The sequence below is a fragment of the Paenibacillus urinalis genome, from assembly GCF_028747985.1.
Taxonomy (GTDB): Bacteria; Bacillota; Bacilli; order Paenibacillales; family Paenibacillaceae; genus Paenibacillus; species Paenibacillus urinalis.
Window position 1 is genome coordinate 2,294,100 of sequence record NZ_CP118108.1, and the last position, 23,714, is coordinate 2,317,813.

The window sequence follows — 23,714 nt, forward strand, 5'->3', positions numbered from 1 at the left end:
CCGTTAGATGACAGAGTTGTTCTCTCTTACTCGCTGTGAAATGGCACAATTGCTGCTGTCCATCGAGGGACAACATCATGAAACACCCTTAGCCATGCTCCAAAAAGCATGGAATAAACATCATCCGTCAGATGTGGAGAAGGGCAATACACTCCCCGCATTTCTATCCACTTCTGTACCACCGATCTTAGAGAAGCTCATTAAGGGTAATCGTGCCCCTGGATTCTCATTGCAGGAAATCGCTTCGCTCGCTCAGCTTGTTGAATATTCCAACGTCTCTATTACATCGATGCAAAACTGGGTGAAACGAGACTTCAAAGAATATCTCTCATCTCCAAAAATCGGTAAAAAGTATTCCATCAATCAAGCCTCATTATTATTCATGATTGATGATCTTAAATCCGTGCTTGATTTTGATTCTATACGTCATTTGTTTGAAGGGGTTTTTAACCAGCCGGAGCGGGAAGATGATGATCTGATTAGTCCACTGCAACTGTACAGCACCTATGCTCTACTGTTTGAACAGCTAGATGGTCAATTTGAACAAACGCTCCATAAGGGTAAGTCAGTGGAGGAAGAAATACGTTCGGCAGCGAGCAGAATGGCGGGACAATTTACCCATTTGTCTGAGAAACAGCATCTGATCGTTCGAAATATTTTGTTCATTGCCACATTATCGATCCAGACGACTTATCTGTATTCTCTGTCCAGACGTTATTTGAATGCCACCTTATTTTTATAAGAAAGAATTACTCATTAATCCCCAAGGATACAAAAAAAGACAGTCCTCGTACAAAAGACGCAGCTCTGTACACGACTGTCTGATTTTTTGGTCGTTTGATTATGGGTTAATTACCTTTCATTCCACCCGCCAATAATACTCGAGAGCAGCATACACTCCTCATCCTCCAGCTCGGCAATAAAGATGAGGCTCTCGTGATCCTCTGGATCGGAACAGTAAATTTCACGGCGTCCATCCTCATGATGGACAATGATGAAATTGGAACCTGCTTTCGTCTCCAATTGATACTTCATCCCTACACCGGGCAATTCAGATTTGAGAAGTTCCATGGGAATAATCCCCTTTCTTAGCGTTAATTCTTATTATAGTTCATACACTCAAAGCCGTATTTTACTATCTGCGAACATGTAATGCAAGCCCAACGCATAATATTTTTAGTAAAAATAAAAATATGTCTAAAGTCGACATATCCTGAGGAGATTAGGGGCAAAACGTCATAAACCTCTGTTTGTCAAGAGCTATTGCAATTGTTTATAATAAAAATAGAAATAAATTCATTTCGTAATGCCTATTCATGTGTTATGAAATAGAATCAAATGTGTAAATATTCTTAAGCTTCTTCACTCACGTTTATTTAAACCTCATGCACCTGCACCAAGTGTTTACCGCCATGTACCACTTCTTCAGTATTTACATCATTTCTTACCTTCTTCACAAACAGACATACATACATTACAACTTCATACCCGCATATTCACTTCATAAGAAGCAGCTACAATGACTCATACCATCCTGAGGAGGCTCTTCCATGAACAAAAAAGAAGTGGTGGCCATGTTGCTGGCCGGAGGACAAGGTAAACGTTTGAAGGGTCTGACCAAAACTTTAGCCAAGCCTGCGGTTTATTTTGGAGGAACCTATCGTATTATTGATTTTCCACTTAGTAATTGTGCCAATTCCGGAATCGATACTGTCGGTGTACTGACTCAGTATGAGCCGCTCATCCTTCATTCCTATGTCGGTATTGGGAGTGATTGGGACCTTAACCGCCGTAAAGGTGGAGTATTTGTCCTTCCTCCGCACGAACGTGAAGGGAGTAACAGCTGGTATCGGGGAACAGCCGATGCGATTTATCGTAATATCCATTTTGTTGATCAGTTTGATCCTGAGCATGTGCTTATATTGTCAGGTGATCATATCTACAAGATGAACTACGATGCCATGCTGCAGTACCATAAGGAGCGGGACTCGGATTGTACGATATCCGTCATTGACGTTCCATTATCTGAGGCAAGTCGATTTGGACTGCTAAATACGAACGATAATTACGAAATCTTCGAATTTGAAGAAAAACCGGCTATGCCGCGCAGCACGCTTGCTTCGATGGGGGTGTACTTGTTCAAATGGACGGTACTCCGCCAGCATTTGCTCGAAAGCGAGCAGGATCCGAATTCTACATATGATTTTGGTAAAGATATTATTCCTCTTCTGCTCCGCAATGAGAAAAGGCTGTTTGCATACCCATTTGACGGATATTGGAAGGATGTAGGTACCGTCCAAAGTTTGTGGGAGGCGAATATGGACCTCTTGGTTGACGATCCACCATTAAATTTGAATGATCCGAACTGGCGGATATTTTCCCGTAATCCTAATGAACCTGCATGCTACATCTCGAAGGATGCGAAAGTGCGCAGCAGTATCGTGAATGAAGGCTGTGTAGTGCACGGTAATGTGAACCGGTCTGTATTATTCTATGGCGTTGAGGTTGGAGAGGGAAGCGAAATTACAGATTCGGTGATCATGCCTAAGGTGAAGATTGGGAAGAACGTCAAGATCCATAAAGCGATCGTGAGCGAAAATATGATCATCAGAGACGGCTCTACAATAGGTGGAGAGGATCAGGATGAAATATTGCTCGTTGATGAAGCTTACAGACCTCATACCTATGGTTTGAAATAATATGAACAGGGACGGTGGCCGATATATGCAACAGCTCATGGGTGTAGTGAATTTGGATCATGAACTCGATTTAATGAACGAATTAACATATTTTCGCTGCGGCGCAGCCGTTCCATTTGCAGGCAGGTATCGTTTAATTGATTTTGTCCTGTCCAATATGATGCATTCCGGAGTTCATAACATCGCTTTATTCGTCCGTCGTAAATATCGATCCCTGATGGATCATTTAGGGGAAGGTGCGCCTTGGGATTTGGATCGCAAGCATGGAGGACTGTTCATATTGCCGCCGGATTGGAATGACCCCACCGACAGATCCAAAGGGGATTTGCAGCATTTTCATAACAATCGTGATTTTTTCCTAAGAGGGTCTGGAACACATATTATTCATACCGGCAGCCAGCATCTCTACACAGTTGATTACAGAGAGATGTTTAATTACCATTTGGAAACACAAGCTGACATCACATTACTGTATAAAAGAGCAGATGAAATCCTCCCCGAATATGAATCAAGCATCCGGATGGATGTGGATAACGGCTGGGTCACCGGGATGCATGGGGAAGGTGGACATCCTAATATTTATTTGGGTGCATTTATTATAGAGAAGCAGTTATTTCTGAAATTAATAGATCATTGTATTGCTCACGGCCATAATCATTTTTTCCGAGATGGAATACAGAACAACCTGGCCAATCTCAAAATTGCAGCTTATGCCTATACTGGATATCATGCCGTGATTAACTCCGTAGACAGCTATTACCGCAACAGCCTGGAGCTGCTTCAGCAGGAACAGTACAACAAGCTGTTTAAATATCATGAGGTGCATACCAAGATTAAGTATGAGCCGCCAACGCGTTATTTGGAACAGGCGGAAGTCCATAATTCCTTAATTGCGAATGGATGCGTTATTGGGGGAACGGTGGAGAACAGTATCATTTTCAGAGGGGTCAAGATACATAACGGGGCACAGATCCACAACTCAATTATTATGCAGAAATGTGTAATTGAGGAGAATGCAGTGCTTGAGAACGTGATATTGGATAAGGATGTACACTTATCTGTAGATCGCCGGCTGATTGGTGATGCCAAGAAGCCTTATGTCATTGCGAAGAGCAGCCAAATCTAAACATAATGCTTCAAGTCGGCTGTGACAAATACAACAGAAGGTCCAGGAATTATTCCTGGACCTTCTGTTATTGATTTTATAGGATTACACTATTTGATTGAACGATAATAAATCGGGTAATGTAATTATAATCCAGCTCTCTCAGCAGAGGCCGGGCTCAGCATTCTTTTGGCGCCGTAATATTTGGAGCTCCAGTAGCCTTTGTTGATCGGTGTAATGGCAATTCCTTTGGAAGAGGTAGCGGACACAAATTGATTGTTGCCCAGGTAAATTCCCACATGAGAAACACCGGATCCGCTGGTATTAAAGAAGACAAGATCTCCCTTTACAAGCTCGGATTTCTTGATAGCCTGTCCTTTATGAAATTGCTGTTTAGAGCTATGAGGCAGATTCACGCCAAGCTGCTTATATACATATCGAGTAAACCCAGAGCAATCGAACCCTGATAGAGTAGAACCGCCAAATTGGTACGGTATGCCTACGGTATTGTTAACTGTTTTAGATAGAATAGAAGCGGATGCTTCTGTAACTCCTGCGGAGAATAATAGAGCGAACCCTAGTGCCGCTGCTGTTAGTGTCTTTTTCAAAGTAAATAATACTCCTTCCAATGCCTGCGAGGTTAGCTAAGGATTCGGTTGAAGGTTCCCTATGATCACTTTAATATTGATCAATTCACCCATAAATGGTCGGGTCCCCCGCTTCTTGGTGCGAGAATTCGGCAGTTATCAGTCATACACCTAATGATTTCGACAACGAAAGTGACATTAATGATTACGAAATTGTTACTTTATCTACTTTTGGATTTTATCATTCACTGGTATATTTATCAACTCTCTTTTCCGAAGTTTGGCATAGTTTTTTCGTTGTTGTGTAAAATAAATCGTGAAGTGCTCGTTAAACCGAAGGTATAGGAACTTTAGAAGGTGTTCATTCGTTCATAAATTTCTAACAAACTTGTCATTAGTTTTTGTCGAATTTAGTAGAATGAAGAGTTAAGTATCATCCAAGAATAGAAAATCCCTCACTTCCAGGAATGAAGTGAGGGATTTTTATATATTGAATATGATATTTCTATTCATCATGCTGCTCGATTACAATGATATATTCGTTCGTATGAACTTCCAGCGTATATTCCTTGTTCTCAAACAAATAAGTAAATAATACAGTAACGTACCCTTTTAACAAATCGGATGGCAGAAGTCCTTCGATATTCACACGAACGATATATTCAATCTCTGCATATTGTCCCGGCTCAAGAACCCCTATGATGAGTATCCCGTCTATCAAATCTTGTATTGAGAAGGGCTTTATGGTCCCATCCTGGAAGTGCAAGATTCCCCTCATAAGCGCTGTACCCGGTGGAATGAGACCTCGCAGCGATAGAGCTGCTGCAAGATTTCCCGTATTGCGAACCAAGATTCGTATGGTGACATCATCACCCCGCTCAACCCGGACAGGCTGTGAAGTGAGCTCCGCCTGAATAACAGGTGCAAGAAATAATACCTGGACCTCTGTCTCCTCACGAAGCGAGACCGTTCTGCTATCGGTCAGTCGATACGTAAACTGGAGAGCTGCTTGATTGATCAGATTCATCTGCGTAATTCGAGAATAGGGGGTGAAGGATACAAGGGCTCGGTACGAAATAACCGTTCTGGATCGAGGAAACAAAGTACCCAGTCTTATACCTAGCACTGGATTTGCATTGTGAACCTCGACCCCGTTAATTTGAACCGAATAATCCTCGAAGATCAAACCTTGTGGAAAATTCATATAGTAAACGGCCTCAATCGGGAGATCTCCCTCATTCCTTATTTCAGCGGTAAACTGAACAGCGCCTCCATAGGTGACTTGCTCCGGCATGACCGTTACGACCATGTTCACGACGGGCTCAACCGGGGAGAGTATGACCTCATTGGAACCGGTTTGAACAGGCAGCCCGTCAGAGGAGTAAGTGACGAATACTTCACTGGATAAGGGACGACTAACGCTGAGCACACGAACTTGGTATGTCAGCTGTACAACCTCCCCAGGATTAATGACGGGAAGTATAAAGCCTTGAACAGGATCAAGACCCGGGGAGATAATACCGTTAAGTATCACACTCCCCGGTACAAAGCTCAATCCTGCAGAGAGCATTACGCTCAATCTCGCATTGATCACGGGTACGGAGCCTGTATTTTGAATCGTTACTGTAAAAGTAATCACATCTCCAACAAAGGTTTGCAATGTGTTTGCACGCTGAGATATGGTGAGCTGGGCATTCGCAAGTGCGATTCGTACACCGTTAGAAGTAACCTCCCTCGTGATGGTTCGACCATCTAAAGTTTGAAAAGTATATGCTGCGCTCGCCACGTTGTAGAGCTCGTTAGAAGGAGGAATGCTGGTGACAATGGCTTGAAAACTGATATTTACCCCTGAGCTGCTGGCAACGATACCTATATTTAGAGGGGAAGTTACGTCTACACCCGGAAGAGGCTGCCCATTACGAATCACACTATTAGCTATAAATTGCATCCCTTCCGGAATTGCATCTCTCACAGTTATCTCTGCATCGGCGTTTCCCGTGTTAGCGATGTTCAGCTCGTAAGTGATGATGCTGCCTAGTGCTGCTTGTGTAACGGAAGCTGATTTCTGAAGCGTAATTACCGGGCCTGTTAAGGGAATGCTCACCAGATTGGAATATGCTACCCCATCTGAAGCTCCCGATATAAAGGTAACCGACGTTTGGTTCTGAAGACGGCGCCCCTGGTTCGGATCAAGGCTCATATCATGACAACCTGCACTTGGAAAGTAACCGTGACAGAGGTACCTTCTTCAATCGTTCCAACATTAATGCCCGAATTCGGATTGGCTGAAGGTCTTGGTACTCCGTCTACGGTAACACTGCCGGTGACAAAAACCGTGCCAACCGGTACAGGGTCAACCATGATGACATTGTTCACTTCAGTGATTCCGTTGTTGGTAATAACGACTGTATACGTGATGACATCTCCGACGACAGCATCAATTGCAGGGGAGCTCTTCACTACAGATACATCTGGCGATGATACGGGAATAACCAGCACATTGGAGCTGACGGTACCGTATATTACACGTCCATCTGGCGGTGAGTACGTATAATTACCGGTTGCTTGATTGACTAACTGCTGAGGATTCGGCAGCGTATCAACGACAACTTGAAGTGTAACGGTAATGGCTACACTGCTTCCAGGCTGAACCAGCCCGACAGGGATGCCAGTGCCCGGATTAGCTCCCGGTTGAGGAACTCCATTAATAAGTACGCTGTTCGGAACGAGCACGGTACCTGTTGGCAGGTCATCAAACAAGACCATATCTCCCGGCAGGTTGCCGTTGTTCGTCAAGCTTAGGAAATATACAATCGTATCGCCAACGGTTGCGTTAGACGAGCTTGCCGTTTTGACGAGATTAAAGATTGGCTGATAGATCGCAGTTGAAACCGTATTCGAATAGGAAGCTCCCGTAAAGGTTCCGGTTGTAAAGCTGATCGATGATTGGTTCTCAATCGTATAAGGCGCTGGGGGCAACGCATTGATACTGACAGCAAAAGTAACGGTTGCTGATGCCCCGGGTGCAAGCGTACCGATGCTGATTCCTCCTGCAGGATTTGCATTCGGCTGAGTAACGCCATTGATTGTCACACTGCCGGGAACGAAGCTGCTCTGGGACGGAAGTACATCAGATAGAACCGCGTTAGTGACGTTCGTAATCCCGTTATTGGTAATTACTATGCTGTAAGTAATGGTGTCTCCTACCACTGCCGTAGGAACCGAGACGCTCTTGACTAAGGTAACGTTCGGTGAAGAGACCGGAATCTGCAGCAGATTGGAAGCAAAGGATCCGTTTAACGTACGACCGTCTGGCAATGTATAGGTAAAGGTTGAATTGGCCTGGTTGGATAGCTGCTGGCTTACAGGCAGGCTGTCTACCGTTACTGAGAAGAGAACAGTGGCTGTTGTCGAGATGACCCCGAGGTCAATGCCTGCTGCCGGATTAGCACCTGCGATCGGAGCTCCATTCACAATGACACTGTTTGGAACCAGTGTTGTACCGGCCGGAATGTTATCCGTTAGGATGACATTGGCTCCATAGTTACCTGCATTGGAGTAGACGATGCTGTAAACGACGGTATCTCCGACGGTAGCATTAGCCGTATTGGCGGACTTTACAGCTGTTAGGATCGGTTGGAATACAGGAGTCGTCACGGTGTTGGAGAAGGCACTGCCGGAGAAGGTACCGGAAGTAAAGGTAACAGTCGTTCGGTTAGTAAGCTCTGCAGGTGTTGTCGGAGGCAGAGCGTTCACCTGCACCTGAAAAGTTACATTGACACTGGCACCCGGCGGAATGCTTCCAATGTTGATGCCGGTAGAAGGATTGGCGGCGGGAACAGATACAGCATCCACCGTTACACTTCCGGGAACAAAGTTTGTAAATGATGGCAGCGGATCGCTCAAAATTACATTATTAACGGCAGCAATGCCGTTATTTGTGACGTTAACACTGTAAGTATTTATATCGCCTACTGATAGCGCCGTCAGGGCAGATATTTTTACTACCGCGACGTTTGGAGCGGACACCGTTATGACAGAGACATTGGATGCGGTGTTGTCGCTTAGGGTTCTGCCGGAAGGAAGTGTGTAAGCATAAGCAATAAACGATTGATTTGATAGAATTTGCGGGCTCGGCAAGGTATCAATAACGACCGAGAACATGATGGTTGTAGAAGTACCTGGAGACACGACTCCCGCGGGAATACCTACTGACGGATCGGCTCCCGGAGCAGGAAGTCCGTTAATTAATACACTATTTGCAACAAAGGACGTCCCAGCTGGGATCGGGTCTGTTAATGTGAATGATGCAGCATAATTGCCTGAATTTGCTACACTAATGGTATAGGTGATCGTATCACCGACAGTCGCATTGAGGGTGCTCCCTGACTTGACAGCATTAAGAACAGGCTCATACACCGGGATAACCGGCGTGTTGGAGTAAGTGGTACCAGTAAAGGCTCCTGAAGTATAGGTAACTGCTGCCTGATTTGTTATTTGAGGAGGACTTGGTACCGTATCTACACTTACGTTGTAGGTTACTGTGGTAGAGGTTCCAGGAGTAATGGTACCCAGATCAATTCCTCCTGAAGGAAAAGCATAAGGATCAGGCACCCCGTTAATGGTCACACTGCCCGGTATGAAGGTTGTGCCTGGTGTAGGATCTGAGAACAGGACGTTCGTGACCGGAGCAATCCCTTCATTCAGGGTAGTTACCGTAAAGGTGATAATATCTCCCAATGAAACATCGGCCAGCGAGCTCGATTTCGTCACTTCTACATCTGGAGCGGACACCGGGAAGCTGACCGTATTCGATACCGCAGTGCCCGTCAACGTCCGATTATCCGGAGGTGTAAAAGTAAAGACAGAGGATGCCTGATTGGTGATCAGCTGCGGCGACGGCAGGGAAGTAACCACGACGGCAAAAGAGACGGTTACACTCTGTCCTGCAGCAATGGTACCAATACTGACCCCATCACTGATGACAACACCCGGAACCGGGCTGCCCTGAACAATAACACTATTGGGCGAAAATGTGGTTCCTGCCGGAATGGTATCGGTCAGAACCAAATCGGCTGCCAGATTGCCTGCGTTGGTAATAACAACGGTATATACAATGGTATCACCCACTGTTGCGTTACTTGTACTTGCTGTTTTTTGCAGAGAAATTTGCGGCTGTATGACAGGAATGGTAGATGTATTGGAGTTCGAAGTACCTGAGAAGACGCCGGATGTAAAGCTAACGGTTGATTGATTATTAATTTCTGAAGGCACTGCCATGGTCACATTCACCTCAAAAGTTACGGCCCTGGTGGCTGCGGGAGCCAAGCTGCCGATTGGAATGCCTGATTGCGGAGATGCAGATGGAAGAGGAGTTCCATTTACAGTCGCGCTCCCAGGAATGAAGGAAACTTGGGATGGAAGCATATCGCTGAGCACGATGTTATTAATTGTCGCGCCTCCATTGTTTGTAACGACGAGCGTATAAATAATAGAATCTCCCACAATAGCTGTTGTTCTGGAGGGAGTCTTGCTGAGTGTCACATTTGGAGCCGAGACGTTAACCGTGACCGAATTGGAGGAGGCTGTGCCGGTTAATGTTCTTCCGCTTCCTGTCTGGTAGAAGTAGTTCACGTCAGCCTGATTGATCACCCGCTGGGATGCCGGCAGGTCATTGACGGTCGCAATGAAGGTGACTGTCGTCGTACCGCCCACAGGAATGCTGGTAATGTTGATTCCTGTTACTGGATCTGCACCTGGAGTTGGCTGGCCATCAATGACAACACTGTTAGCATCAAATACGACCTCTGGCGGAAGCTCATCGAAGAGTGTTGCAAACGCCGGCGTATTTCCTGTATTCGAGAGTATAAATGTATAAGTTAAGGTCTGACCCACTGTTACATTCGATAGGCTGGCAGACTTGGCTATTGAAATGTCCGCATTATATACCGGTAAGATGACCGTATTGGAAACAGATGCCCCCGTAAATGTACCGCTGGTAAAGGCGACATTTGCTTGATTGGCTACAAGCCCCGATTCGTTAAGTGCAGCAACCTGGAGCTGGAAGCTGACTACGACGGAGGACTGACCAGGTACGGAGCCGATGGCAACTCCGGCAGAAGGATTGGAAGCTTGAGACACTACTCCGTTAACCCTTACTGAACCCGGTACAAAGACGGTCCCCTGCGGGATGGTATCCGAGACAATGACATTGCTGACGGGCTCTACACCATTGTTGGAAGCAGTAAGGGTATAAGTAATGACATCTCCGATTGCCGCTTCGGTTGCATTGGCGATTTTATTAACCGTTACGTTGGGAGCCGATACAGGTATAGTGACGTTATTGGACAATCTTGTGCCTGTCAGCGTACGGCCGCTCGGAAGCACATAGGAGTAATTAGCCGAAGCCGTATTTGATATGGAAGGCGGTGAAGGTAGTGATGCTACCTGAAGCTGAAAAGTAATCGTATTGGTGCTTCCCGCTGTCAGTGTCCCTATAAATATGCCTGATACCGGATCAGCGCCAGGCACACTGGTGCCTCCAATCGTGACACTCCCTGGGACAAAAAGGGTACCAGCAGGTATAGGATCTGTGACTGATACTTGTGCACCGATGTTACCTGTATTTTGCAGGCTGATGTTTACTGTAATGGTATCGCCGATTGTAGCATAATTGTCGTTTAGTGCTTTCACAGCACTGATAATCGGCTGATAAACAGGAGTAGATACCGTGTTCGAGGTACCAAGACCGTTAAAAGTCCCTGAACGGTATGCGACACTGGCCTGATTGACGACTTGCCCGCTAGCAGGAACAGACTGGATGAGCACCTGAAAGGTTACGGTCGATGAGCTTCCTCCTGTGATACTGGGCAGCGAAATACCGCTTCCGGGATTCGCATTATTGCGGGTTACTCCATTTACCGTGACGCTTCCGGGTACAAGGGAGGTTCCTGCAGGAATTACATCCGTAAATACGATGCTTCCCAAGGCTGTAGTGCCGTTATTCGCTATCACCGTTGTATACGTAAGCACCTCACCTACTGCGGCATCCGTCAGATTTGCTGTTTTGCTGACAGCTACATTTGGTAGTGATACAGGCGTTGACAAGGTATTGGAGGCTGCGGATCCACTAAATACACGACCATCCGGTGGTTGATAGGTGTAGGATACGGAGGCTAGATTGTTTAGTGTCGGCGGAGAAGGCAAGGAATTTACAACGACCTGGAATGTGACCTGTGAGGTGCTGCCTGCCGCAACGACCCCGATATTAACTCCTGTCGCAGGATTTGCCCCTGCGATGGTATTGCCATTCACTTGAAAGCTTCCTGGCACATAGCTGGTGCCGGCCGGAACATTGTCAGTAAATGTGGTGGTCGCCCCAATATTGCCTGAATTAGTAACTGCAACAGAATAAGTAAGGGTATCCCCAACGGTTGCGTTAGCGATGTTAGATGATTTGACCAGATTAAAGATGGGAGCATACACCGGCAGTGTTACAGCATTGGAAGGAATAACACCACTTATGGTGCTTCCACCCGCAACGCTTTGGAATGTAAAAGCAGCATTCGCCGTGTTCACCACCTGCTGAGGGCTCGGGATGGACGTTACTGTGGCACGATACGTAATCGTCACGCTGCTTGACAGATTCAATGTGCCGATCGGTACGCCTGAACGAATATCCAGCGTTGGTCGTTGAGTTCCTGCAACCGTAACGCTTCCCGTAACAAAGGTTAAACCTGCAGGCAGCACATCGGTAAGGACGACATTGGCTGCATTTGCTGTTCCTGTATTCGCAACAACAACGGAGTAAATGACGGTGTCGCCAACAACCAGGCCAGATACGTTTGCGCTTTTGGATACCGTTATATTGGGTGAATTAATGTTGATCTGCAGTGCATTGGCATTCACGATATAAACATCGCCGGAGGTTGTAAGATTAAGCACCGCTGAGGTCTGATTATTGACAAGTCTGGCGGATATATCTACGTTCGTAATATCCCAGCCCTGACGTCCGGCGATGATATTCGTCCCTGGTGCACCGTTCGTCTGATTGGACGTGCCAAAGCTTCCTGTTGTATTCAACTGTCCCGCATCATTATTAATTTGTGAGGCGAAGAAGTTGTTCGCGAAATTGTTCGGCCCGGATAAAGACACGAGCGTAGCTGCGGTCGGTCCGAACTGTGCCGAGTCTCCGGTACGGTTCGCATCTCCTTCCTGGGCGCTAAAGAGGGCTCTTCCTCCAAGTGCGCCTGAAGTAGGGGTGGCAAATCCGGTAATCGTCGATTGATTGGACGCATTAACCAGAAGACCGCCTGCCCGAAGCGTCATATTACGAAAAGGCAGCGTCGGGTTATTGTAGATTACGGCAAGCGTCCATCCCGCATGATTAGCTGTCGTATCGTTATTAACAACGATCGTTCCCACGACTCCGCCGGTAATGTAAGTCCCTGCTCCCCCTTGTTGAACGAGGGAAGTGACATTGGCCGATCTTACATAAGCCTGTGCTCCGTTACCAAGATCAAAGGCATTATAAGTAGTGGGATCAGGTGTCACGCTGCTGGTGCTGGCAGGAGTCGTGAAGATTACCGGGTTGTTGATTGCCGAACTTAAATTGACACTGCCGTTGATGTAAGAGCCGCCCCATATAAGCTCGGCATAGAGTACCGTACTTCCTGAGGGAAGTACCAGCACCGCTGATGAATTGTTGCTCTGGTATGAGCTGGTTGTGCCTAACGGGTATGTACCGAATCTGACTGCCGAGTTCGTTGTGATAAAGGCGCCGATGCTGTCCAAGGTACCTGGCACACCCTCCGTATTGGAGCGGCTTAAGCCAAGTGTATTACCGGTAAAGGTGATTGCGCCTGTTGCATTGTACGTTGCACGTAAAACAAGAGGAATTGGAGTCACCCCCTTGAAAATATAGTTTGAATTTGTATATCAATGAACCTGACGAACGCGATTATACCATGATGTCTGACCATTTATATCAGCTTATGCCAGAATTCATGTAAATTTGTACTTTTTTTTACGAGTTCTGCGTGTTTTGAAATGGGGAGTCCAGATCGTGTACAATGAAATGAGGAAAAGAATATTAATCAAGTTATTTCTGTAGGATCACCTAGAGTGAGGAAGGAAGAAATACACATGAATCAAATGAGTCAGCTAGATCAGATGAAGAGAATCAAGCATGAAATTACCCGTTTTGTGATGGTATACAAATTTGCCCTGGACGAAATTGAGACCAAGATCGATATTCTAAAAGAAGAGTTCGAAGCCTTTCATGATTACAGTCCTATTGAACATACCAAGTCCAGATTGAAGTCTCCGGAGAGCATTCTGAAGAAATTGTATCGCAAGGGCTATCCGATTTCGCTTGGCAACATTAAAGAGCATATCAAGGATATCGCTGGCCTTCGAATTACGTGTTCTTTTATATCCGATATTTATAAAGTCAGTGATATGCTGCAGAAGCAAAGTGACATTAAAGTGCTGGATGTAAAGGACTATATTGCCAATCCGAAGCCGAATGGCTACAAGAGCTTGCATCTGATTATTGAAGTGCCCGTATTTCTGTCTGATGGGACAGAGAATGTCTGCGTTGAAGTTCAGATTCGAACGATCGCGATGGACTTCTGGGCGAGCCTGGAGCACAAAATATTTTACAAATATAACAAGGACGTTCCTGAGCATATGCTTAGAGAGCTGAAGAGCGCGGCGGATGCAGCCAATCATCTGGATCATAAGATGGAAAGATTGCATCATGAAATTCAGGAGATCAAGGATCTCCAGGCAGAGGAGGAGGACCCTCGCAAGATTATTATCAGGGATCAGCAATTCATGCTGCCGAGCGCATTTATGGAGATCATTGATCAAGCTGCCGATCGGTTTATATCTGACAAGGATAATAATAAATAAACTCAAACTAGCCTACTTAGTAAAAGGATAATCGATTACCCAAAAGACGAGCTCCATTCTGTTTTATAGAATGGAGCTCGTCTTTTTTTCTTACCTAAGAATTTTGCATGATTGATATAAATACTAAGAGGTTTCTATCTGGTTTAATCAGATTGTAATTGTACGGTAGCCAGGAGGCAATTCTCCGGTTCTTTGGATCTCACGAATCTGTGCCAGGGTTAGCCGCTGATTGGATGCGATAAGGGATTCCACATCTCCTCTGCGCAAAATATCATCCAGTTCGCGGATGCTGCGATTACCCCGCAGTACAACAAAATTGTCACGAAAGCGAGAACGATCAAATAAGACGAGAGTGGCATTGGGATTGGTAGAGAAAAATTTAAGACTTTCAATCCCTGTAAGAATGACGTCTATATCGGGCATGCCGAGGTTTCCACGGTATACTCTTCGAAGTCCTCTGAAATTTTCTTCACTATACACAGTCAAGCGTGGGCAAGTTTTACAGGTAGAGACGGGTTTAGCCATAGGCAGCTCCTCCTTTGTTATATGACACACCGCCTGTGCAGCATGTGCTATACGATAGAGTATGCCAATACGAGGATGATCGATTGGTTCATAGTCTTATATAGATTTAATAATGTTTATTTGAAATTCATAGTAAGGTTTGTAGGAGGAAAAAAAGAGACATCCTTCTCTAATGAGAAAGATGTCTCTTAGAGACCTGACTAGGCATTTTCAGTGGCTATACGCACTAGGAGGTCTTATTCTTTTTTCTTTTTCTGACGAGGATGACGATGATAACGATAAGGAGGACAAGCAGACCAATGGAAACGATAAGAATATTTTGGATATTAGGGACATTAACAGTTATCTCCAGGTGGTTGTTCGATAATGGATTAATGTTCCACGTCATTGTTTTGTTATCTTCACTCGTCTGGTCTGCATTGCTGGATTCCGGTTTAATCGGCAGCGTAAGCTTAAAATCCAGATCCACTTCTTTGAACACCAGATTGCGAACAAAGGAAGGGATGGAGTTAAGCGTATCTTTCCAATCATTGTCAGGAATGGCGCTCATCAGATCTGCATCAACGACGATACGATGGGTTGTATAGAAGAATTTATTGTCCGTGTCATGAGTAAAAGTAACACTGTCCGGTAATTCCTGCTTCTGTTCTGCAGAGCTCATGTCAATCTGTTTTGAAGCCGTCAGCCCTTGCGTATCTTCTGTTGCCGCCGACTCCGTCTCAAATCCTTGCTCTATGAAGGTATCCTTCAACTTATTGATCAGCTCGGGCTGACCGATGATTTCCAGGTTTCGGTTGTTCATCTGAATATTAAATTTCACGTCGGCTGTACCGTCTGTATTTACCGTTACATGGGCCTCACCTTTGGCACAAGCGGTAAGCAGCAGGATGATCGTCATGAGAAGAAGAGGTAAGGACATTTGTTTCAGCTTAGTATAAATCATGTATAATAACCGACCTTTCACTTCTAAAGATAGGGGCGTACCCAATGCTCCATTATTGTATAGGACAAGTATGACATTTATTCCATAAGAGTGACAAGTGCTTAAGCAATTGATGATCATAATCGTAGAGCTCCGTGCATAGGTATAGTATGGGAAACGTATAGATCTCCGATGGAAGCAGAGGAGGGAACGGGCTGAAGGAGCATTAAGATAGCGGAGGGGATTTGTCATGAGTGCGGAATTGCTCATCCAGCTGCTTGTGCTCATCTTGATGATTATTCAGCTGAGTTCCAGTAAGCGTTAAGTCTGTCTCGTTAAAATAACAGAAGAGGAGACCTGTATTGAATCTACAGGATCTCCTCTTCTGTTGTTTATAAATGATATGATTTCACTACATTACAAATACGAAATAAATAACAGCTGCGAGAATGATACGATAGATCGCGAATGGCACCAGCTTCACACGGTTAATCAGCTTCAGGAAGAAGCGAATGGAGATGAGTGCAAATATAAATGCAGCTACAAAACCAGCAATGAAATATGGCAATGCATCAAGCGTAAAGTACTCCCAGTTCTTCACAAGGGACAGGAAGCTTGCACCGAACATGACAGGCACCGCCATAATGAAGGTGAAATCGGAAGCAGCGCGATGGCTCATCCCTAGGAGTACACCACCGGAGATCGTCGAGCCAGATCTGGAGAACCCTGGCCACAAGGACAAGCATTGAATAAGTCCGATGGATAGAGCTTGCTTGTAGCTCATCTGATCTACAGTCTCTACTCTTGGTGTCTTCGGAGCGAAGAGATCAGCTGCAATCATAAAGAATGCACCAATAACAAGCCCGATAAGTACGGTATTTACCGAGAATAGATGCTCATCGATATAATCCTCGAACAAGAGACCAAGCACACCTGCAGGAATTAAGCCAACAATGACTTGCATCAGCTTCAAACGATTCGTTCCCGAAGCAGGTATAGCAGCAGCTTTGTTCTTACTCCACAATCGGTCAAGCCCGAGCAGATTAATAAATCGGTCTTTGAAGACGACAACAACGGCTAGGATCGAACCGAGCTGAATAACAACCTTAAATGTGTTTGCAACATATTGAGTCAAGAACTCCTTGGAGTTCAGCCACATATCATCCACGATGATCATATGACCTGTTGAGGATACCGGAGCAAATTCCGTTAAGCCCTCCACGATCCCTAGAATGATCGATTTAAGTAGATTAATAAAATCAAATTCCATGAATTACTCACTTCTCCTTTTACATCTGGTAACAGCTTAACATTTTATTTAGCACGTTTTTTGTTGCGGCGGAAGAACCAGATCAAAAAGGCGATACCAACCACAGCAATAACCGCGTACGCAATATTGGAGTACACATCCATAAATTCAGTTATCGAGTGCCAATTCTCACCGAGAGCCGCACCGACCATTACGAGAATGGTATTCCAGATGACCGTACCTATCGTGGTGAACAATAGAAATAGTCCAAATTTCATGTTGGACATACCGGCAGGGATTGAAATCAGGCTTCGGATCAACGGAATCATACGGCAGAAGAGAACAGTCCAGTATCCGTATTTATCAAACCAAGCATCAGCCTTGCGGATGTCTTCTTTTTTGACGCGGAGGATATGGCCCCAGCGGTCAATGATCTTCTCCAGACGTTCAACATCGAGAAGCAGACCGATTCCATATAGAATGATGGCACCGGCAACAGAACCGATGGTAGCTGCAATGATGACTCCCGGAACGGTAAGGTCCGAATAAGTGGTCATGAATCCGCCAAAAGGAAGTACGATTTCCGAAGGAATTGGTGGAAATACATTTTCAAGGGCGATAATTAGAGCAATGCCGATATAGCCAAACTGCTCCATAAAATCAGTAATCCAGTTTTGCAAGATATACCTCCTGTAAATCCTATGAATTTTCTAGTCTTATTCCTCATTCATTAGAGGAGCGTTTTCTTTAAGTTTCTTAAATAATGAAACCTAATAAAGAAAAAGTATAACACCTGAGCAAGCATAAAGCTAAAAAGCACAACTCCCATTTTAGTAGCAATGGACAAGTAGAACAAGCTCTGCAATGCAATGAATGCAAAAATGCTGTGAATGACCGCTACGAAAGTCGGTAAGAAGAACATCGTTGCCAGCTGCCAGGTTACCATTCGTTTGAATTCTTTGTCAGTTAAGCCCAGCTTCATTAATGTCAGGTATTGCTTCCGATCTCGATCCAGATCGGCATACAGCCTGAAGTACAGGAAGCTGCCAGCAGCGATGAAGAACACGGCAGCAAGGAGCATGGCAATAAACAGCAGGATACGGTACATGCTCTCTCTCAAGATATACAAGGTTCCACTGACCGAGATAGAGTAGGACTTGTGAGCATCGTAACGAGTACGGCCATGATCAGCCAAATCACTAGCAACAAAGGCCGTTTGAGTAAAATCGTCCAAATAAAAGCCGGTATAGACGTCCTGTCTCGCAGGCTGCTTGATCTGTTGATATAGCGCGTCATGTATAATAACGGCCTCAAAGCTCTCGTCAAAGTCATCGAGCAAATTATCGGGAATAATGACATGATCCGTGAATCCGATCTCCGTAATGGCGATCTGAGGCTCATTCAGCATGTATTCTCTTTTGTTCCAATGTCTTGTCTTGCTGCGGTCATTCTGTGAGCTGATCATGAGGATCGCCTCATTGTAGCCCGGTCCTTGCTCGGTCAACGTAAATCCGGCCTGCAGTACCGCCTGCTTGTAATCTGCGTATGAAATGACAGGAAGTTCATTTCTCGCGATCTCAACATGCTCAGAGCTCGGCTGTACAGAAGCATATTTGATCTTGATTTGATCCTCCGTATAGTCGAGCTTTCGCTCGCTCAGCTCTGCTCTGATTTCTGACAGATGCTCCTCACGATAAGGATTTCCGGTCTTGGATACATATCCGACAGCAGCAGGATAATCCTCTTCAAACAGTCCGGACACGACATTAATAGAAGCAAATACACCAAGCGAGCAGAAGGAGATCGTTGATAACATGGTCACTGCAAAAAACATACGGGATTGTTCCTTCAACCGGGAAGACAGCCCGATCAAGGTCAGTAAATGTCTGCCATTCATTCTTCTGCCGCGTGTTTTCCGGAAATACTGAAGACAGTACACCCCAAGGTGCGAGTATAGCAGATAAGTCCCCGCCGTCGTGATCACTACGACAGGTACAACTCTGTCATAGATCGTAAACGTATCCGCTGTAACTGCGAATATGTACCCAATCGTCAGCAATACGAGTGACAGAGCCGATAGAACAGGAGAGGCGTTGGGTGCCTTTTCCCTCCTGGGCATTGCTTGGAATAACTCGATCAGCTTGCTTGTCCTTACCATTCTAGATGTGTATGCCGATATGAGTAGAAATAGCAGCACAAATGCCCCGATCGTGAGCAGCAAGGAAGACGGCGACAGATAAAATGGCAGTGATGCAATCTCAAGCGCTTTGGCACTGGCCATAAAGAACAGCTTGGCAAACAATGTTCCTGCAAACGTTCCAAAGATAATGGATAGCAATCCAATAATCATGTTCTCAAGGAATATCATCTTGCCAAGCTGGGCCAGCGTCATGCCGTGCAGCATAAAGATGCCGAATTCCTTTTTTCTCGAGGTGAGAAAAGAGCTTACGGAATACAGCACAAACAAGAAGGAGAATACAAAAATCATGCATTCTGCGACTACAAATGCTTGAACAGCCGTTTCCGAGCTTAGCCCGTTTCTGATATCCGGATGAAAAATGAGCAAGGCATTTACAAAAAAAATCATGACGGAAAACGCACTGCATAAAAAATAAGCTGCATACGTTCTGATGCCCCGGATGACGTTCCTCAAGGCCAGCTGTCTTACCGTCATGGGCGGTCTCCACCGAGCAGTGCCAGCATATCCATAATCTTTTGGAAGAAAGCCTGCCGGTTGTCTCCTCTGTAAATCTCGTTATACAGCTTCCCGTCCTTAATAAAAATGACACGCTCGCAGTAGCTTGCAGCATATGCATCATGCGTCACCATGAGCAGTGTCGCCTGCTCTTGTTCATGCAGCATCTTCAGCAGATTCATTACATCTCTGCCCGATTTCGAATCCAGATTTCCAGTGGGCTCATCGGCAAGCACGACGGCAGGCTCATGAATAATGGCTCTTCCAATCGCTGTCTTCTGCTTCTGACCTCCTGAGATTTCGTAGATCATTCGATTTCGTATAGACTCAATGCCAAGTCTAGACAGCACATGGCTGAGTCTTCTGTGCATTTCGTCCTGCGGCACATGGTCAAATGTCAGTGGAAGCAATATATTTTCTTCTACAGTGAGTGATTCTAAGAGGTTAAAGTCCTGGAATACGAAGCCAAGTCTGCGTCTGCGAAACAGCGCCATTTCCTCGGCTGTCATTTGATATGCATTGTGACCGCTGATCCGAATTTCTCCGGAAGAGGGAGGATCGATCGTCGCTATCGCATTCAGCAGCGTCGTTTTGCCGCTGCCGGATGGTCCCATAATGCCAACGAACTCTCCGTCTCTTACTTGAAACCGAACATTGTCCAGCGCTTTATCATGTGAGTAACCGTCATATATTTTGGACACGTTCTGTACTTCCAACAGCGGCACGGTCACAGTCACCTCTCTTTCTTTATTTCGTTGTACTCATTATAATGAACCGTCCCAAGTGATGGCTAGTATGCAGGCTTACAGTTAGCTTACAGATTTGTAAGACAATCAAAATCATGTTGATCTATATACCTTTGATTGAAGCAGCTAAAGGTACTATGAAATAGATTCAATCGCCCATAGCATGGCTTGAGCATCCACTAAAATAGCAATTGAATCGTTGTTCCATGGTGCTGTTCGGAGGTTATAGTGATGGAATGACCAAGTCTGTCGGCTACTTCCTTAACCAGATAGAGCCCCATCCCAGTAGATTCCTGGACAGTTCTTCCATTCTCTCCTGTGAAGAAAGGATCGAACACACGGGTTAGATCGCCTGACGGAATGCCGATTCCCTCGTCTTCCACGGACAGGATAATCTGATCTTCCTGCATATATCCGCGGAACCAGATCTTCTTGTTCCTGCCTCCCGAATACTTCACGGCATTGGTCAACAGCTGGGTAACGATAAACTTCAGCCATTTTTCATCAGAGATCACTTGAAGCTGAGGGTCAATCTCCATATAAGGAAAGACATGATTACGAATAAATAAGCGTTTTTGCTCTGAAGTAACAGATCTGACCAAGGTATTTAATGACACGGATTCAATATATAAATCATGCTCGAATGAATCAAGTCTTGCCGCATACAGCACCATATCAAGACCCTTGCGCATCCGGTCAAGCTCATCACCCATCGCAGCGGACTCTTCATCATCACGTCCTTGATTCATCAGGTGGAGCACGGACAGCGGGGTCTTCATCTGATGCACCCACTGATGAATAAAGTGGATATGCTGATCAAGCTGCTCCTTAACGCCAAGAAGACGAGTTTGATACACACGATTATGGCTCAGCATAAGCTGCTGTAAGCTCTCAGCCAAGGGAGCGTGTTCTGAAGTGTAAGTGATCTCTTCAACCGAGGTTACGGGCTCGGATAGCCTCATGTAAAACCGACGGTGTGTTAAGTATCGGTATGTCAGATAAGAAGCAAACAATGCACCGCTGAGTAGAGCTGCATACAGCGCGATGGACCAGTCCTTGAAGCCGCCAAGCCAATATACAAACGTGATGACAGCCAGTTGAATGCAATAAATAAAGATAAGAGGAGTTTGTTCCCGCAAAAACAGTTTAAACTCCTGCTTCATGCTTTAGACTCCACTTGAAGCTCCGGATGAAGACGATAGCCTATTCCTCGTATCGTCTCAAGGACACCCGGCAATCCAAGTCCGGCAAGCTTCTTGCGAACACGTGTTATGTATACATTCAGTGTGTTGTCATCTACATAGGAATGCTCATCCCAGATCTTCTCCAATAGTCGGTCGCGGCTGACAACCTGCCCAGGCTTGCTCATGAATTCATCCATCATTTTGGCTTCGGTATGACTAATCTCAAGCTTCTGATCCATATAAAATAAGGCAAGTCGTTCCATATCAAGAGTAAGACCAGCAAGTGTAACGGTCCGGTCATTGGAAGGAGCAGCGTACGAGCCGAAGGCTCTTCTCAGATGACTGTTCAGCTTCGCAATGACGATATCATAATCAAAGGGCTTGGTGAGATAATCATCCGCTCCATTTTCGAGTGCCATCACTTGATCCATCTTACTGTCTCTTGCGGAGATGAACACGATGGGACAGGTTGAAATACCGCGGATTTGTCTGCACCAGTAGTAGCCGTCATAGCTCGGAAGATTGACATCCAGCAGTACCAGATGGGGCTGGTAGTCTTCGAATTCCCTAAGTACGAAATCAAACTGCTGTACGGCGTAGGTTTCAAATCCGAATTTATGTAAGTGTTCAACAAGCAGTGATACCAGAGACCGGTCGTCCTCAACGATCATTATTTTAAACATTTCTATTCTCCTTCGTGGAATATGTAATGATTGTACCAAATTTATTGGTTTGATAAAAAGAAGCAGTAATTTGAGTTGACAAGTGAGAGAAAGAGAGGTATATTCACTTTTGTTAATCGTAATAATTACTAATAAGAAAACAGCAGGGGGATTTATCTTTGAAAGAACAAATACCAGTTACCGTACTTAGTGGATATTTAGGGTCAGGGAAAACGACCATGCTGAATTATGTATTGAACAATCGTGAGGGCTTGAAGGTTGCAGTCATCGTGAATGATATGAGTGAGATCAACATCGATGCAGCTTTGATTAAAGGCGGAGCAGATCTGTCGAGGACAGAAGAGCAGCTGGTAGAATTATCTAATGGCTGTATATGCTGTACATTACGTGAGGATCTGATGCATGAGATCAAGCGCTTATCGGAAGAGAAGCGGTTTGATTACATTCTGATTGAGTCTACAGGGATCTCGGAACCCATGCCGGTAGCACAGACCTTCTATTATGCTGACGATGCTTCAGGTATTGATCTAACGTCTTATGCAAAACTGGATTGTATGGTCACCGTAGTTGATGCCAATCGGTTCTGGCATGATTACTCTTCCGGAGAGAGTCTGCTAGACCGAAACCAGGGAACGGGAGAAGAGGATACACGAGATGTCGTAGATCTGCTCATCGACCAGATTGAAATGTGCAATGTGCTTGTATTGAACAAGTGCGATCTTGTCCACGAGCAAGAGCTTATTCGAATAGAGCGTATTCTGCGCAAACTGCAGCCAGAGGCACATTTTATTCGGACTATTCAGGGACAGATCGATCCGAAGGAAATTTTAAATACAGGTCGGTTTGATTTTGAGAAGGCGAGTCTGTCTCCCGGCTGGATTAAAGAGCTGCAGAAGGAGACACATACACCAGAAACAGATGAATACGGCATAAGTTCTTTTGTTTATCGACGCAGAAGACCCTTTCACCCCGAGCGCCTCGCGGAATTTATGGGAACCTGGCCGGAGGAGGTTGTCCGGGCTAAAGGACTTGCCTGGATTGCAGCACAGGAGGATATGGCGGCAAGTATTAGTCAAGCGGGACCTTCTATTCAATTTGGTCCAGCCGGATACTGGGTGGCAGCATTGCCGGAGCAGGAGCGGGACGAGCTCTTAGCCGAGGAACCGGAGCTCCGAAGTAAATGGGATGACGAATTCGGAGATCGTATGAATGAGATCGTAATGATCGGAATTGAGATGGATCAGTCGATGCTTGAGGCTGAATTGGACGAATGTCTGCTCACCGATGCGGAGATGACGATGGACTGGTCTCAGCTGTCAAATCCTTTACCATGGGTGCAGACACAAGCTTAAGAAGCAATAAATGAAATTTAGGAATGTTAGATAGTGAACGATCTCTTACGAT

The 23,714-nt window shown here is 45.4% G+C and carries 17 protein-coding genes and 1 riboswitch; of the genes, 5 read left to right on the forward strand and 12 right to left on the reverse strand.

The annotated features are described in order from the left end of the window. Window positions 1-7: 7 nt before the first annotated feature. Window positions 8-742 (forward strand): DUF1836 domain-containing protein, encoded by a 735-nt coding sequence (locus PUW25_RS10680; protein WP_274336997.1) that lies wholly within the window; start codon window positions 8-10, stop codon window positions 740-742. 110 nt (window positions 743-852) lie between these two features. Here the strand turns inward: PUW25_RS10680 and PUW25_RS10685 are convergent, their stop codons facing one another. After that, window positions 853-1,071 carry a cation:proton antiporter regulatory subunit gene (locus PUW25_RS10685; protein ID WP_047910171.1) on the reverse strand — a complete coding sequence of 73 codons (219 nt, stop codon included), beginning with the start codon at window positions 1,069-1,071 and terminating at the stop codon, window positions 853-855. A 479-nt stretch (window positions 1,072-1,550) separates the two neighbouring features. Here PUW25_RS10685 and PUW25_RS10690 point away from each other — a divergent pair, with 479 nt between their 5' ends. Both PUW25_RS10690 and glgD read left to right on the forward strand, forming a co-directional pair. Further along, on the forward strand, window positions 1,551-2,699 hold the full coding sequence (locus tag PUW25_RS10690) for a glucose-1-phosphate adenylyltransferase (protein WP_274336998.1): 1,149 nt from the start codon (window positions 1,551-1,553) through the stop codon (window positions 2,697-2,699). Between the two features lie 25 nt (window positions 2,700-2,724). Continuing rightward, window positions 2,725-3,825, forward strand: coding sequence for a glucose-1-phosphate adenylyltransferase subunit GlgD (gene glgD, locus PUW25_RS10695; protein WP_274336999.1), 1,101 nt, complete (start codon window positions 2,725-2,727; stop codon window positions 3,823-3,825). Between the two features lie 125 nt (window positions 3,826-3,950). On the opposite strand, the gene PUW25_RS10700 is transcribed toward glgD, so the two are convergent. The 3 genes from PUW25_RS10700 to PUW25_RS10710 form a co-directional block, all read right to left on the reverse strand. Continuing rightward, window positions 3,951-4,412: a C40 family peptidase gene (locus PUW25_RS10700; RefSeq protein ID WP_047909527.1), complete on the reverse strand. Its 462-nt coding sequence runs from the start codon at window positions 4,410-4,412 to the stop codon at window positions 3,951-3,953. Between the two features lie 6 nt (window positions 4,413-4,418). Beyond that, window positions 4,419-4,556, reverse strand: a riboswitch (cyclic di-AMP (ydaO/yuaA leader). 340 nt (window positions 4,557-4,896) lie between these two features. Next, window positions 4,897-6,591: a DUF11 domain-containing protein gene (locus tag PUW25_RS10705; protein WP_274337000.1), complete on the reverse strand. Its 1,695-nt coding sequence runs from the start codon at window positions 6,589-6,591 to the stop codon at window positions 4,897-4,899. Next, window positions 6,588-13,298 carry a DUF7507 domain-containing protein gene (locus tag PUW25_RS10710; RefSeq protein WP_274337001.1) on the reverse strand — a complete coding sequence of 2,237 codons (6,711 nt, stop codon included), beginning with the start codon at window positions 13,296-13,298 and terminating at the stop codon, window positions 6,588-6,590. The genes PUW25_RS10705 and PUW25_RS10710 overlap by 4 nt, the downstream gene beginning before the upstream one ends. A gap of 237 nt (window positions 13,299-13,535) precedes the next feature. On the opposite strand from PUW25_RS10710, the gene PUW25_RS10715 reads away from it, so the two are divergent. Continuing rightward, a complete protein-coding gene (locus tag PUW25_RS10715) occupies window positions 13,536-14,306 on the forward strand; it encodes a GTP pyrophosphokinase (protein ID WP_274337002.1) in 771 nt (256 codons plus the stop codon). Between the two features lie 147 nt (window positions 14,307-14,453). Here PUW25_RS10715 and PUW25_RS10720 read toward each other — a convergent pair whose 3' ends face one another. The 8 genes from PUW25_RS10720 to PUW25_RS10755 all read right to left on the reverse strand — a co-directional run bounded on the left by PUW25_RS10720 (window position 14,454) and on the right by PUW25_RS10755 (window position 22,310). After that, window positions 14,454-14,831 (reverse strand): hypothetical protein, encoded by a 378-nt coding sequence (locus PUW25_RS10720; protein WP_205053256.1) that lies wholly within the window; start codon window positions 14,829-14,831, stop codon window positions 14,454-14,456. A 226-nt stretch (window positions 14,832-15,057) separates the two neighbouring features. Further along, on the reverse strand, window positions 15,058-15,774 hold the full coding sequence (locus tag PUW25_RS10725) for a GGIII-like transmembrane region-containing protein (protein ID WP_274337003.1): 717 nt from the start codon (window positions 15,772-15,774) through the stop codon (window positions 15,058-15,060). Between the two features lie 391 nt (window positions 15,775-16,165). Then, window positions 16,166-17,023 (reverse strand): undecaprenyl-diphosphate phosphatase, encoded by an 858-nt coding sequence (locus PUW25_RS10730; protein ID WP_274337004.1) that lies wholly within the window; start codon window positions 17,021-17,023, stop codon window positions 16,166-16,168. Between the two features lie 44 nt (window positions 17,024-17,067). Then, window positions 17,068-17,682 carry a DedA family protein gene (locus PUW25_RS10735; RefSeq protein WP_047914039.1) on the reverse strand — a complete coding sequence of 205 codons (615 nt, stop codon included), beginning with the start codon at window positions 17,680-17,682 and terminating at the stop codon, window positions 17,068-17,070. A gap of 50 nt (window positions 17,683-17,732) precedes the next feature. Then, window positions 17,733-19,676 carry an ABC transporter permease gene (locus PUW25_RS10740; protein WP_274337007.1) on the reverse strand — a complete coding sequence of 648 codons (1,944 nt, stop codon included), beginning with the start codon at window positions 19,674-19,676 and terminating at the stop codon, window positions 17,733-17,735. Continuing rightward, window positions 19,673-20,422 carry an ABC transporter ATP-binding protein gene (locus PUW25_RS10745; RefSeq protein ID WP_143042056.1) on the reverse strand — a complete coding sequence of 250 codons (750 nt, stop codon included), beginning with the start codon at window positions 20,420-20,422 and terminating at the stop codon, window positions 19,673-19,675. The genes PUW25_RS10740 and PUW25_RS10745 overlap by 4 nt, the downstream gene beginning before the upstream one ends. A gap of 200 nt (window positions 20,423-20,622) precedes the next feature. Then, a complete protein-coding gene (locus tag PUW25_RS10750) occupies window positions 20,623-21,606 on the reverse strand; it encodes a sensor histidine kinase (protein WP_205053250.1) in 984 nt (327 codons plus the stop codon). Then, window positions 21,603-22,310 carry a response regulator transcription factor gene (locus PUW25_RS10755; protein ID WP_205053249.1) on the reverse strand — a complete coding sequence of 236 codons (708 nt, stop codon included), beginning with the start codon at window positions 22,308-22,310 and terminating at the stop codon, window positions 21,603-21,605. The genes PUW25_RS10750 and PUW25_RS10755 overlap by 4 nt, the downstream gene beginning before the upstream one ends. A gap of 158 nt (window positions 22,311-22,468) precedes the next feature. On the opposite strand from PUW25_RS10755, the gene PUW25_RS10760 reads away from it, so the two are divergent. Further along, complete coding sequence (locus PUW25_RS10760) at window positions 22,469-23,662, forward strand: GTP-binding protein (RefSeq protein WP_274338606.1); 1,194 nt, start codon at window positions 22,469-22,471, stop codon at window positions 23,660-23,662. Window positions 23,663-23,714 lie beyond the last annotated feature (52 nt).

Bases quoted from the DNA above. Each gene is read 5' to 3' on its own strand.
- PUW25_RS10680 (WP_274336997.1), top strand. From the start codon at position 8: ATGACAGAGTTGTTCTCTCTTACTCGCTGTGAAATGGCACAATTGCTG.
- PUW25_RS10685 (WP_047910171.1), bottom strand. From the start codon at position 1,071: ATGGAACTTCTCAAATCTGAATTGCCCGGTGTAGGGATGAAGTATCAA.
- PUW25_RS10690 (WP_274336998.1), top strand. From the start codon at position 1,551: ATGAACAAAAAAGAAGTGGTGGCCATGTTGCTGGCCGGAGGACAAGGT.
- glgD (WP_274336999.1), top strand. From the start codon at position 2,725: ATGCAACAGCTCATGGGTGTAGTGAATTTGGATCATGAACTCGATTTA.
- PUW25_RS10705 (WP_274337000.1), bottom strand. From the start codon at position 6,591: ATGAGCCTTGATCCGAACCAGGGGCGCCGTCTTCAGAACCAAACGTCG.
- PUW25_RS10715 (WP_274337002.1), top strand. From the start codon at position 13,536: ATGAATCAAATGAGTCAGCTAGATCAGATGAAGAGAATCAAGCATGAA.
- PUW25_RS10720 (WP_205053256.1), bottom strand. From the start codon at position 14,831: ATGGCTAAACCCGTCTCTACCTGTAAAACTTGCCCACGCTTGACTGTG.
- PUW25_RS10725 (WP_274337003.1), bottom strand. From the start codon at position 15,774: ATGATTTATACTAAGCTGAAACAAATGTCCTTACCTCTTCTTCTCATG.
- PUW25_RS10730 (WP_274337004.1), bottom strand. From the start codon at position 17,023: ATGGAATTTGATTTTATTAATCTACTTAAATCGATCATTCTAGGGATC.
- PUW25_RS10740 (WP_274337007.1), bottom strand. From the start codon at position 19,676: ATGACGGTAAGACAGCTGGCCTTGAGGAACGTCATCCGGGGCATCAGA.
- PUW25_RS10750 (WP_205053250.1), bottom strand. From the start codon at position 21,606: ATGAAGCAGGAGTTTAAACTGTTTTTGCGGGAACAAACTCCTCTTATC.
- PUW25_RS10755 (WP_205053249.1), bottom strand. From the start codon at position 22,310: ATGTTTAAAATAATGATCGTTGAGGACGACCGGTCTCTGGTATCACTG.